Origin of the sequence: Ruegeria meonggei (assembly GCF_042768335.1) — a bacterium.
Lineage (GTDB): Bacteria > Pseudomonadota > Alphaproteobacteria > Rhodobacterales > Rhodobacteraceae > Ruegeria > Ruegeria meonggei.
On record NZ_JAXHBT010000001.1, the window covers coordinates 116,546 to 129,200 of the forward strand.

Annotated in this window: 7 protein-coding genes and 2 tRNA genes; 6 read left to right on the forward strand and 3 right to left on the reverse strand. The window is 54.4% G+C overall.

The features are described 5' to 3' along the window. Positions 1–110: 110 nt before the first annotated feature. Complete coding sequence (locus SJY13_RS00605) at positions 111–986, reverse strand: hypothetical protein (RefSeq protein WP_377186379.1); 876 nt, start codon at positions 984–986, stop codon at positions 111–113. 183 nt (positions 987–1,169) lie between these two features. Between SJY13_RS00605 and SJY13_RS00610 the strand changes: the two genes are divergently transcribed. The 3 genes from SJY13_RS00610 (at position 1,170) to SJY13_RS00620 (ending at position 4,009) form a co-directional block, all read left to right on the forward strand. Beyond that, positions 1,170–1,245 (forward strand) — tRNA-Thr (locus tag SJY13_RS00610). Between the two features lie 463 nt (positions 1,246–1,708). Continuing rightward, positions 1,709–3,592, forward strand: coding sequence for an SLC13 family permease (locus tag SJY13_RS00615; protein WP_377193515.1), 1,884 nt, complete (start codon positions 1,709–1,711; stop codon positions 3,590–3,592). Positions 3,593–3,924: 332 nt separating this feature from the next. Beyond that, positions 3,925–4,009: transfer RNA gene (locus SJY13_RS00620), tRNA-Leu, on the forward strand. Positions 4,010–4,017: 8 nt separating this feature from the next. Here the strand turns inward: SJY13_RS00620 and SJY13_RS00625 are convergent. Both SJY13_RS00625 and SJY13_RS00630 read right to left on the reverse strand, forming a co-directional pair. Beyond that, on the reverse strand, positions 4,018–4,515 hold the full coding sequence (locus tag SJY13_RS00625) for a hypothetical protein (protein WP_085824619.1): 498 nt from the start codon (positions 4,513–4,515) through the stop codon (positions 4,018–4,020). Continuing rightward, positions 4,508–5,269, reverse strand: coding sequence for a response regulator transcription factor (locus SJY13_RS00630; protein ID WP_377186382.1), 762 nt, complete (start codon positions 5,267–5,269; stop codon positions 4,508–4,510). The genes SJY13_RS00625 and SJY13_RS00630 overlap by 8 nt, the downstream gene beginning before the upstream one ends. Before the next feature lie 601 nt (positions 5,270–5,870). Between SJY13_RS00630 and SJY13_RS00635 the strand changes: the two genes are divergently transcribed. The 3 genes from SJY13_RS00635 to SJY13_RS00645 all read left to right on the forward strand — a co-directional run bounded on the left by SJY13_RS00635 (position 5,871) and on the right by SJY13_RS00645 (position 12,645). Further along, positions 5,871–8,273: a hypothetical protein gene (locus tag SJY13_RS00635; RefSeq protein ID WP_377186385.1), complete on the forward strand. Its 2,403-nt coding sequence runs from the start codon at positions 5,871–5,873 to the stop codon at positions 8,271–8,273. A gap of 127 nt (positions 8,274–8,400) precedes the next feature. Further along, a complete protein-coding gene (locus SJY13_RS00640) occupies positions 8,401–10,368 on the forward strand; it encodes a type I secretion protein (protein ID WP_377186388.1) in 1,968 nt (655 codons plus the stop codon). A 180-nt stretch (positions 10,369–10,548) separates the two neighbouring features. Then, complete coding sequence (locus tag SJY13_RS00645) at positions 10,549–12,645, forward strand: type I secretion system permease/ATPase (protein WP_377186391.1); 2,097 nt, start codon at positions 10,549–10,551, stop codon at positions 12,643–12,645. The last annotated feature ends 10 nt before the right edge of the window (positions 12,646–12,655 follow it).

The window sequence follows — 12,655 nt, forward strand, 5'->3', positions numbered from 1 at the left end:
GGCGCCGCGACTTGATCCAAACCAGCCCTTCCTGAGAATACCGTTTTTTCGGTTGGGCGTTGGTTTTGGGCGCGGTTTGATGCTTCTTTGTAGCTGAAGGCGCGAGTGGTCTAAGGTCTCAGCACGCGAACTCCGGGCATTGTCTCAAGCTTTGCCACGTCCTGCTCGTATAATTCTGAAAACGCGTCGACGATCTCGGATGTCCAACCGGGCAAGTCGACGTCCTCTTCGACTTTGTCCTGCTGTGCGTGATCCTCAAGAATTCGGGCAAGTTTACTACGTAGAACCGACTTTTCTTGCGCGGGTTCCTGTTCAATCAACGCCTGTGCCGCGGCCCGCCCGGTGTCGTCCAGCAATGACAAAAGCAACTCGTGCTCGTCACTCAGCGCAGTGTCCTCATCCAGATCCCCGACAGCCCGAATTATATCGCCCCAGATAAGCGGGGTGTCTTCGTAGCACCATAGGGTGACCTGAACGTTTGGGGCGAGGTCCCGGATGTCCTCGATCATGCCGATCCAGCTTAGGCAGCTCAGGTCGGTGCCCCGAATGATGCCTTCGCGCGACGCTTCCGGCAGAGACACTAGGAGTTTCGGGATAAAGCTTCCCGGGTTTCTGAGCGCTAGAAACAGTTCGATTTGGTGATCGGGAAACGCCTGTTCCAACAGCTCCATTCGGCGACCTGCCAGCGGATACAATTGTCCCTCTTGAAGAGTGATGGCCGGGTCACCGGCAAAGCTGTCACTTGAAAAGACCACGCGCCGCGTGGTTTCAGGAGAGGGCAGGATGCTCTTCAGCCGTTGATAGGCTTCAACCTCGACCGGTCCTTTTCCCAACCCTTCAAAAACGGGTCTGAAGACCTGCCGATACCGCCTCGGGCCAACATACCCAACTTTTCCTTGTGTCAGAACTTTTATGTTTTTCTGCAGCGACCGCAACAGTCGATCTGCCTCGGTAAAAGCCGCACCTGCGTGGATAGCAACCTGCATTTTCGGCTCTCGTCCTTGCTTTCTGCTCCATCAGTTGGGTTACAACCTGCGTGCGTTGCAGTCAAATCTCAGTCTTGCGCGCTAAGTCAGTTCTCTTCTCCAGCAGGAAAACTGAAAAACACTAAGTTAAGATAAAAATATGGGCTTGCAGTCCCGAACAAGAAAAAGTAATCGACACAAAGTGCCCCTATAGCTCAGCTGGTAGAGCAACTGATTTGTAATCAGTAGGTCCGCGGTTCGAGTCCGTGTGGGGGCACCATACTCCTAAGTAGATTCAAAATCCTGACGCGAACTATGATGTCGGACGCGACCTCCTGTTTTTTGACATTAACAAACTGCTTCATGCGCATCGCCGCCGTCGCTGAGGCCTAGCGCTGCACCAGCAGCGAAGGTCTTGGTGGTCTTCTTTCAATTTGAATCCTACTTCTGTTTGTCCTGGAGATCGTGCCAAATTGTCCGGAAGCCTTCGCCGCGTTACAGTTTTCAATGCCGCAGTCGTCAAGGCTTACCGGCGGCAAACAGACAGTGGCTCCGTTGTACCTGAGACATTTTTCTTTGTTCTGCTCAGAAACACGTGGGAGTTGGCGTTCAGGCCAGTACAATCGGCCTCTTCCTGAAATTTTATTTCACCTTGGCGCCAAAAATCGAAATATAATGACAGGATTAGCGCGATCGACTAAATGTTCACTTTATAAAAAGTAGACAACGTCTCGGTGAACTCTGTGGAACAAGTGGCCTTTACCTTCGAGATGGGAGTGGTTTGCGCTCTGTTGGCCTTCACCGTTTTTCTCTTTGTCTCGGAAATTGTAAGAATTGATCTGTCTGCCATTTTGGTTCTGGTTATTGTCGGTCTTCTCAGCTACGCGCCGGGGCTTGAGAACCTTGCAGATGTTACGAAACTCTTCGATGGTTTTGCGTCAAACGCCGTGATTTCCATCATTGCTGTCATGATCGTCGGTGCAGGTTTGGACAAAACCGGCATCATGAACAAGGTCGCGGCAGTCATTTTGAAATATGGTGGCACAGCCGAAAGCCGGGTGTTGCCAATCGTTTCGGGGACAGTCGGGGTTATCTCCTCCTTCATGCAGAATGTGGGGGCCGCCGCTTTGTTTCTTCCGGTCGTCAGCCGTATCTCTTCAAGGTCTGGAATTCCACTGTCGCGATTGCTGATGCCAATGGGGTTTTGTGCCATCCTGGGCGGAACAATGACAATGGTGGGGTCATCGCCCCTGATACTGCTGAATGACTTGATTCTAACTGCAAACGATGGCCTGCCCGAAGGTCAAAAAATTCCACCGTTTGGTCTGTTCTCGGTGACGCCAATCGGGGCTGCCTTGATCCTGACCGGGATCGCGTATTTCCTTCTTCTTGGCCGTTGGGTGCTGCCGGGCGGCATCGGGTCAGACAATACCGGTACCGGGCACGGCACCCAAGACTACCTGAAGCGGGTGTATGGGCTAAAGGCCGATGTATTTGAGGTGATCGTGCCAGCCGAAAGCCCGCTGGTTGGGCAGGTCCTGGCCGATATCAACCACGAAAACCATCTGTACATCATCTCGACATTCTATCGCGGGAAAACCTCGATGGTTCAGGTCTTGACGGCCGAGATTGCCGCACCCTGTCGGCTTGCGATCATCGGGCGGCGCTGGGTTGTTGAAGAGTTCGCTCAGAAATTCGGGCTGACGGTTCTTCCAGAGTTGGATATCTTTGTCGAAGAGTTCGCCCCCACAAATGCCGGAATTGCCGAGGTTGTTGTGACACCCGATAGTAAGCTGATCGGAAAGTGCCCTCGCGAGCTTTTGTTTCGCAAGACATATGGGATGTCATTGCTTGCCATTCACCGAGGCGAAGAAACGCTCAGCCACGTGGAATCCGATACACATGAGTTTACCCAGATCGGGCTCGAAAAATTCAACGCTGGTGACATGCTGGTTGCCCATACCAGATGGGACAACCTGATGCGGATCAAACGGGATCCGGACTTTGTTGTCGTTACAACGGATTTTCCGCAGGATGAGTTGCGGCCGCAAAAAGTCGGGTGGGCGCTAGGCTTTTTCGCAATTTCCTTGTCGCTGATTTTGTTCACAGACGTGCGCTTGTCACTTTGCCTTTTGACCGGAGCGGCTGGAATGATGCTTGCCCGTGTACTCAGCGTGGATGAGGCCTACCGCGCCGTTGGGTGGAACACAGTTTTCCTGCTTGCTTGCCTCATACCGCTGGGACAAGCCGTGCAGAACACTGGCACCGCGGCGTGGATTGCCCAACAGATAATGGTCATTCTGGACGGTTGGCCGATTTGGGCGCTTCAGGCTGGCGTCGCGATACTTGCCACCGCTTTTTCATTGGTGATGTCAAATGTCGGCGCCACTGTATTGCTTGTGCCACTTGCCGTATCGATTGCGGTTGCGGCGGGCGGAAGCCCTGCGGTCTTTGCACTCACCGTGGCCATTTCAACCTCAAACAGCTTCATCATTCCAACACATCAGGTGAATGCACTGATCATGGGCCCTGCAGGCTATAAAGTTATGGACTTTGTGCGGTCGGGTGGGGTCATGACAATTCTGTTTTTGGTGGTCTCGCTTGGGATGCTCAACTTGATTTACTGAGCCGCGTGTATCCAGCAAATACTGGATCCCTAAAAACCCGTTGTCATCGTGAGTTTCTTGATTTGGGGCGAAGACAGTTTCAATTGGCCGCGATCCAAGCTGGATGTGCTTTACTGCATGCATCGGTTCAAAGCGAGGCTACCGAATTGCCGGTTCTTTGATGGTTAACTGATCCGATGTTTCGACCGAAGCCTAACTTCCTGAGCGAGGAGAATTGCATAGGTTACAGCCTCGTGCTCTGGTCTGCACATAGCCATCCTGGCGAAGGTCAACATACAGCCTTTTCAATCAGTTTCGTTGGTATTAAGAGTTTCAAACATCACCAGAGAAATGCGGATGTGGCGAAACTGGTAAACGCAAGGGACTTAAAATCCCTCGCCCTAGGGCTTGCGGGTTCGATCCCCGCCATCCGCACCATCTGGCGTTCAGATCGGAAAACCCAGCTGTTTGATCAATTTCCAGATGTCGCGGTTTGCAGCCGATAGCTGATCAACGATATCCTCGATTTCTTTTATGGCCTTGTCATCGACGGTATCTTCGCGCCCAAGCTTTATATCAGTCTTTCGATCCGAGATGCGCATCAGAATCGTTTTGGGATTTCCGCTTTCGGCATCAAAGGAATAGATGCAGTGATTGTATCTGTTCCGAATGGACGAGAGTTTGCTCAGCCGTTGGGTGCGCTCCAGGATCGGATCACGGATATCGGCCGGCCGACCTTCCATTTTAGCCAGCCTTTCAACCAGGTCTACCCGGGCGCGTGTAGTGTTCAGCGTCAGAAAGATGATGACCGCAACATCTTTGTTTGTCCCGCTCAGCCCGGCGATCAAGTGGATCAGAAGGCTTTCTGTATTCGTCCACATGTAGTTCAGCCTGCCGACCAGCAGGATCAGACGGTCAAAGCGGGATTGGTGGTCTTCACTCAACGGCTTGGCCGCGAACTTCGTCCGGTGCTACCTCGAAAAAGAACTGCGCGGCAGCGGTTCGGTTACTTACCCCGATCTTGCCCGCGACATTGTGCATATGCAGCTTCACCGTGTGTTCGGTAATGCCCAGGTTCGAGGCGATGATCTTGTTGCTTTGCCCCTTGGAGACAAGGCGTAGCACCTCTTTTTCTCGCCGCGTCAGTTTTGAATAAACAGGGTGGGGGTCCTTTGGCTTCACCGTGCTGCTGCCCAGAATGCAGGGTTTGGCTTGAGACCGGTTCTGCCCATTGGAAACGCAATCGGCAAAGAAGCTGGGCAGATAAAGCTCTTCATGCATCAGCAGGCGCAGAATTGAACGCCACACATCGGGTGCGACATTCATCGGCAGGTAACCGATATCTCCGTACTGGCTGCGATCCCAGTTTTCGAACAGAGTACGCGCGGCGTCGTCCTTGCGATAGGCAAAGGCGACACACCCTGATCCAGCGGCTTTGGTGTAGGTCTCAGGCCGGGACAGAAAGTCGTCCAGCATGATCTGATCAATAACGATGACCTTGTCGGAAACCGAAGCCGGATCGCTGATCGCAATCAGGTCGTCGATGGTCTCGTGTCTATGAGCGGCAACACCAAATTCGGTTTGAACGCTTCGTAAGGATTGATTTGAGTAGAAGAGTTCTTTGCCGACAAAATTGATCGAGAAATCTTCGGGACAAAAACCAATTTTGGCAACAGTATCCTGTAACGGATTGTTCATAATTTCCCCCTTTTAACCACGCCACGCAATTTGTGGCGAAATCGTAAACAACACACGGAACGTAAATTAACGTAAGTTTAACTAATATTCATTGCGGACTATACCCGAAAGACTGGTTTGCATCAATATTCCGTGTGCTCCTACCGAATTGGTCTAGAACTTTAGTTTAGGTAATCCAAAAGGCCTCTCGCAAAAGTTGTGGTAAATTAGGGATTTACACGATACGCGGTTTTTTCTTGTCCTTCAGCGCCCAAAAATCGCCATTTTTCGATTTCTTTGAAAAATGTTTGTAATAAAACAGTAGGTTATGAAAACTACTGCTTTGGTTTAGCTATTTATTCAACTCTCCTGCTGCGACCATGGCTGTGCTTCATTTGAGGAGCACGAGTTCCTGATGTGACCGCGAATCGCGCATTTACGCGAGCTTCAAACAGCGGTCACAAAGTCGGCTAAGCCGAGAAAGGAGGGTGGGAGAAAATCACTGATCAAGACCGCATGCGGGCGTGTTTTCGCGCTTGGATGCTTAAAATTTGTTTCAACCGCGCAAGTAGCCGTTTTGTAGATGAATGACGGCCGGGCGCTTAAAAAGTGGAATATTGAAATGGATAGACGCCAACAACCGTACAATGATGTAACTGCCATCGGCGAAGTGAATGTCGAAGAGGCCCACGTTGATGTCGAAGCGAACGTTACAATCGAAGAAGCTGAAATCGACGCCAACCTGAATGAGCAGGATCAGTCTAACGACAACAGCGTCGATAATGAAAACGGCCAGGAACAGGGCCAGGAACAAGGCCAGGAAACCAGCGTTGACAATGAACAGGGTCAGGGTCAGGACCAAGGTCAGGGCCAAGATCAGGATCAGGGTCAGGGCCAAGATCAGGGCCAGGGTCAGGATCAGTCGCAGACCAATGGCAACAATGACAACTCCAATGCTGTAAACATTGACTTCGGCGGCGGCGAGTGGATTCCCCGCGACGACGATCTGGTTGACGTTGACGTGTCGGATGGTGGCTCGGTTGAAGACGTCATCACCGTTGGGAATGACTTTGATTATGATCCGGGTGACGACATGAACCTGGACGTTTCGCTGAATGGCGCTGGCAACGACATGGCGTCTTTCAACAGCCAGATTGCCAATTTGGATGACAATGACCATTTGGGTTCGGCTTCCGTATCTAATGACGGTGATTTCACGCAAAGCGGCAATGCCCACGGTGGTACAGCTGAAGCACATGAAGGAATCGGATCAAGTTCAGTTGGTGGAGATTCCGGTAACGGTGGATCGACAAGCGGCGGAGATGCAGGTGCGTACACTCATGGTAGCGTTGCTGCCGCTGGTGGCGGGCACACTGGTGATGCTGGCGCTGACGCAGATGCCGGAGACGGCGGAGACTCGGGTGACGCATATAACGCAAGCTTGGGTGTTGGTAAATCAGACGCCTCGGCTGACGGCGACAGCGACGGTGGCGACAGCGGTGACGCAGACAGCCATTCGGATGCCAATAACGACAGTGATGGCGACTCGGATGCTGACGGTGACGGCGCCGATGGTGGCAACGCCGGCTCGATAGGTCTAGGCCTTGGTCTTGGGCTGTCTGGCGCTGGTAACGACGGCGACTCGACTGGCGGAGCAAACGATTCTGCAGCTGGTGCCCTTGGTGCTGGTCTCGGAGCCAATGATTCGTCGACCGGTAACGCGGATGGTGGCAGCGGACTTGGTGGCAACCTAGGTGGTGCCGACAATGACAGCGACGCCAATACCGATGCCAACGACGCGACATCCGGTGGCAACATTGGCCTGGGCCTTGCGGGCAGCCTTGCTGGTAGTGATGCCAGCGGTGATGGCGGTAACGGTGACGGCGGCAACGGTGACGGCGGTAACGGTGACGGCGGTAATGGTGACGGCGGCAACGGTGACGGCGGCAACGGAACCGGCGGTGCAGGCTCCGGTGGAGACGGTGGCGATGGCGGCGACGGCGGTGACGGCGGCGACGGCAGTGCTGGCGGTCCTGACTTGTTTGAAGAATTGGCAGCAGCCGGCGGTGCTGGTGGTGCTGGTGGCTCAGGCGGTTCTGGCGGTTCTGGCGGTGAAGGGTTCGGTGGAGAAGGAACTGGTGGCACAGGAACTGGTGGTACCGGAACTGGTGGTGTCGGTACTGGTGGTGTTGGTACTGGCGGTGTTGGTACTGGTGGTTCGGGTGACGGCGGTGACGCTGACGCAGACTCTGACGCTCAAGGCGTTGGTGACCAAACTGCAAGCGGCCCGGTCATCACACAGTCTCCAGGCGACGTTAACGGAACGGCCAGCAATGACCAGACCGCGGATGTCGATGCCGGTGACGGCGGAACCAACACGACTGACGGTAGTGCCGATGGCACCGGAACCGGTACAGCAACGGCTGACGGTGTCGGTGGCGGCGGTGGCGCAATCGATCTGGATGCGACCTCGGACGGTTCTGGAACAGGTTCTGCTGATGCAACCAACACTGCCGGTGCTGGTGGTGCAGTGGATGTCTTCTCACAGGCCGATGTTGACGGTTCTGCAGACAGCCTTGCACATGCCATCTCTGGCTACGGCGGAGCGGCAGACACCGACAACGATGCGACGTCCACCGGAATGGGCAGCGCAACCGGTATGTCCGAATCGGGCATCGGCGGTGGCGGCGGTGCAGCCATGGCAACCGGTGGCGAAAGCGGCAACGCGAACGGCCATGCGGACGCCGGTAACACGAACGGTGGTACCCAAACTGCTGGTAACGCATCGGGTGCCAACTCGGGCGATGGTGGCAATGGTGGCAATGCCGGAATGTGGGGTTCGAACAATGCTGGTGACGGCATCGTGACCGGAGAATCCTACGCCTCGGCCGCTGCGGTTGTTGATACGGCGGCCTTCAACCAATCGATCGTCATGGGTGCCAACGTTCTGGGCAACTCGGTCGATACGACAATGGTTGGTGGTTCGATGACTTCGACCTACTCCAGCGACGACACCGACGCTTAAATTAGATTAGAGCCTGCATTTGTGGGCTCTGACGCTTTTTCAAAAATGCCGGGGCCGCTATCGGCGGCCTCGGCCCAACTTAACCTAAACCGGAGTTATTAAGCCGGGGCAGGGAAAGGAAACAGAAATGGCACTCGACAGTATTTCAGAACAAATTGCACATTTCGTTGGAGCATTTGAACTAACGACAGAACAGGCACGGCTGCGTGATCAATACCAAGAGTTCACGGCCATGCGGAAGAAAGCTGAATTAGAGGAACTGGAAGATCCAACTCAAATTCGGGTCAAGGCGGATTTGAAACTTGATCCCGGTGAGTATGACCCGACGCCTTACAAGTTTGCGTCTCCGGTTGTTAACATTCCGGCACCATCAGAGGTTTTTGGACCGAATTCAGAAGCATCAACTTTCACCGGCCCGGGTGCCAGCCCGGTATCCTATGGGTCTGAGACCTTGGCGGACGGGAATGCCGCTACGACGACCCAGACGACTACTATTATTTACTTGGATCCTGAGTTTGTAACTGAACTTGCTGGGTCCGCTGTGACCTACACATTCCAGACCATTGAATTGAACGACAACGACACAATCGGTCAGGGCGATTTCCGCGACGCTGACGCGCTGATGGCGCATGGCGAAGAGGTTCAGGATACAGCCCTTTCCTTGCACGCGGTTTCAGCCCCTTCAATCAACATCTCCGACTATCTTTCGATCGAGAAGATCGAGGCAATCGCCGAAGAAATGCAATCCCCAGTCAATGCCGAAGTTGAAGGTGCCACTGTGCATCAATTCCACGGCGAAGACGCAACAGGCATGATCGTGAACGGCGAACAGGTCGATGAAATGCCTGAATGGTCCGACCTGCTGCCCAAGAACCTTCAGCCCGAAGAAGACACGGATGACGAAACCCCCGAAGTGTTGCCAGCCAAAGCGCTGCCAGCTGAGTGGGATCAGGACAAAGATTCAGAGTTTGAAGACGGCCATACGGTAACAACTGGCGGCAATCTGGCCATCAACGAGGTCGCAGTGACCGTGGGTTGGGTGGATGCGCCAAACATCGTGGTCGGTGGGCAAGCCGTTAATCTGACTGTCATCAGCCAGGTCGCGGTTGTTTCGGACATTGACGAAGGCGATGATGGCGTTCAAAGCGATACCAACGTCGTGCAGTCCTCGCAGATTGGGGTGGAAGCTCGCGAAGCCCCTTGGTTAGATGTTAACGTTGCTGAACCTGGTCAGGATCCGCTGGTCGCTATCGACTGGATCGAAGGCGATCTTGTTGTTACGAACTTCGTAGATCAGGTGATTAACGCCACTGATATCGACCATATTGAGACTGAAATTTCAGCGTCGTCCTCCATGTATGCACTGGGCGACAACGTGATGGCCAATGTCACAAACATCCTGCAGCTGGGCAGCTTCTATGATTTGATTATTATCGGCGGCAATATGATTTCGGTCGATATTGTTTCTCAGACCATTGTGTTGCTGGATGACGACGTGATCACTGGCGGCTTGCCAAGTGAAGACAACGACAACCTGGTCATGAATCAGGTCATGCTGAACCAGACTGGTGAAGACACGCATGAAGAACTGAGCGACGACCTTGCCGACGTATTGCCTCTGCAAGAGGTTGATGCTGACGCGCTTGAAGACGCCTTGATGAACGATCCCATGTTTGCCGGAACAGAATTGGTCCGGGTCCTGAAAATCGAAGGCGACCTGCTGCAGGTCAACATCATAGAGCAAACGACAATCCTGCAGGATCAGGACGATATCTCGCTTACAGGTTTGAACGCCGACGAAGCATCCGTTTTGGGTGCCGGCAATGCCGTACTTAACACGGCCAGCATAAACAAAGCGGGTATCGATTCAGTCGTTATGGCGCAAGAAGGTGAGTATTCGGATCTCTTGCTGCATCAGGCAAGCCTGATCGATGTTCCCGAAGAGGACAGCGTTGAGATTGCAAACGAGGCAATCGCCTTCCTGATGGAAGAAACTGACGCGACGGGCAGCACTGAGAACACCTCGGGTCACGTAAACCTGACACCATCTGAAACCGTGAGCGTCGACGACGGCCTGCATTCTATGCTAGCGTAGTAACCCTGTTTGTTACGAGTGACCCGAAAGTTTTTTGACATGTCGATTGTATTTCCGTCGCGTCTTGTACGTTACATGAGTCCATTGGATCGTAACGGGGGCCCTGTTGTGAAACCACCAACAGAGAGCCGTTCTGATAGTAAAAACAAGAAGTTGCCAAAGTTACGCCTAAGCGCGGACTTGTCCATTAGCACTCCTGCGCCGGGCAAAAAGGAAGCACCCGCAACGGCAAAAGCGGATGCGGACCAGGCAGTGAAAAAAGAACCACTAAAACGCGAATCGCAAGAGGAACCGCAACTGCGCGCCGGACCTTCCCCCCGGCGCAAGCAGCCGCAGCCTGCCGAAGACAATGACCAACAGGGCAGCGGTGCTGGGGTGGCCGATGATGTCAAGGACCCCGATCCAGAATCCGCCAACAAAACGAGCGACCGTGCACCCCCGGCGTCGCGCTCGGAAGGCGGGGAACGCTTGGGCACCACTATCGAGGCCAAGGCAAACCAACCACTGCTACGCACGAGTTCGGGTGGCGGTGATGGGAAAGGGCCACCCCAAACATTTCACAAACGTACCCCGCCCGAGGATTTTCAGCAGACGCTGCGAACATCGCTCAAGGCGATCTACCGCAACCTGTCTTTTGTGCTGGTTCTGACCTGCGCGACAAACATTCTGATCCTCGCCATTCCGATTTATCTGTTCCAGATCAGTGACCGCGTTTTGACCAGCCGGTCGCTGGATACTTTGATCATGCTGACGGCCATTGTTGCGGGCGCAGTTGTGTTTCAGTCGGCCTTTGATGCTGTTCGGCGATTCATGCTGATGCGCACCGCGGTTGAGGTCGCAGCCCGGCTTGGTGCCCCGATCCTAAGTGCGGCGGCGCATGCGTCCCTGCACGGCACCGGGCGTGAATATCAGACGTTGGGCGACTTGCAGCAGGTGCGCGGTTTCCTTGTCTCCAGTACGCTGATTTCGTTCCTGGATGTCCCGTTCGCACCTCTGTTCATCCTGATGATCTTCCTGGTTCATCCGCAGCTGGGGATGATTGTGATCGTAACAGCCCTATTGTTAATGACGATTGCGTTCATCAACCAGAAGATGACGGCCAAACCGTTTGCCGAAGCCAGCAAGGCTCAGTCGATGGCGAACATGCATCTGGATTCGATGTCACGTAATAGCCAGATTATCAACGCTATGGCCATGATCCCCGAGGCCGTACGCATCTGGGGTCGCGACACCGCACAATCGCTGACCTGGCAAGTGCGCGCGCAGGATCGCAATGTGATCTTTGCCGCCATTTCGCGCGGTGTGCGTTTGCTGACACAGATCTGCATTCTAGGCTGGGGCGCTTTCCTGGCGCTGCAGGGTGAGATTACCGGCGGTATGGTGATCGCGGCCTCGATCATCGCTGGCCGTGCCTTTGCGCCGATCGAAGGGTCGATTGAAGGCTGGAACACGTTCCTTCTGACCCGTGCATCATATGGCCGGATCAATAAATTGCTGTCCAACTCGGCGTTGCAATTCGAGAAACTGCGCCTGCCGCGCCCCGAAGGTCGGCTGGATGTGGAACGTCTTCTGTATGTGCCCGGCGGCACCAAGCGCGTGGTTCTGAATGGCATCAGCTTTTCCCTGAACCCCGGCGAGACCTTGGCGATCATTGGCAACTCGGGAGCAGGCAAAACGACACTTGGTAAAACCCTGGTTGGGTCGGTCCTGCCAACCTCTGGTAGTGTCCGGCTGGACCTGATGGATATCCGCAATTGGGACCCGCGCCAGTTTGGTGAAAGCATTGGATACCTGCCGCAGGACGTTCAACTGTTCCCCGGGACGATCAAGGACAATATCGGCCGGATGCGCTCGGACGCGACGGACGAGCAGATCCACGATGCTGCGGTCCTGGCCGACGTGCACAATATGATCGCCACGCTGCCACAAGGGTATGAAACCGTGGTGGCCGCCGACGGTACGCCGCTGTCGGGCGGACAAAAGCAGCGCATCGCACTGGCGCGTGCGTTCTTTGGCAACCCGCGCATGGTGGTTTTGGACGAGCCGAACTCGAACCTGGATGTCGCAGGAGACAAGGCCCTGGCGCGCGCCATTGCGCAGGCCAAGGAAAGCAAGATTACCGTTGTGGTGATCACCCAAAAGCCGACGTTGTTGAACGTGGTCGACAAAATCATGCTGCTGACAGATGGCCGTGTGGCGCTGTTTGGTCAGCGTGAACAGGTTCTGCAACAATTGAACGGGCCGCGTAGCAACCAGCCCGGCCTTGAAAACCAGTAAGGGGACTTTG

Coding starts and splice junctions, on each gene's coding strand:
- SJY13_RS00605 (WP_377186379.1), bottom strand. CDS start 986: ATGCAGGTTGCTATCCACGCAGGTGCGGCTTTTACCGAGGCAGATCGA.
- SJY13_RS00630 (WP_377186382.1), bottom strand. CDS start 5,269: ATGAACAATCCGTTACAGGATACTGTTGCCAAAATTGGTTTTTGTCCC.
- SJY13_RS00635 (WP_377186385.1), top strand. CDS start 5,871: ATGGATAGACGCCAACAACCGTACAATGATGTAACTGCCATCGGCGAA.
- SJY13_RS00640 (WP_377186388.1), top strand. CDS start 8,401: ATGGCACTCGACAGTATTTCAGAACAAATTGCACATTTCGTTGGAGCA.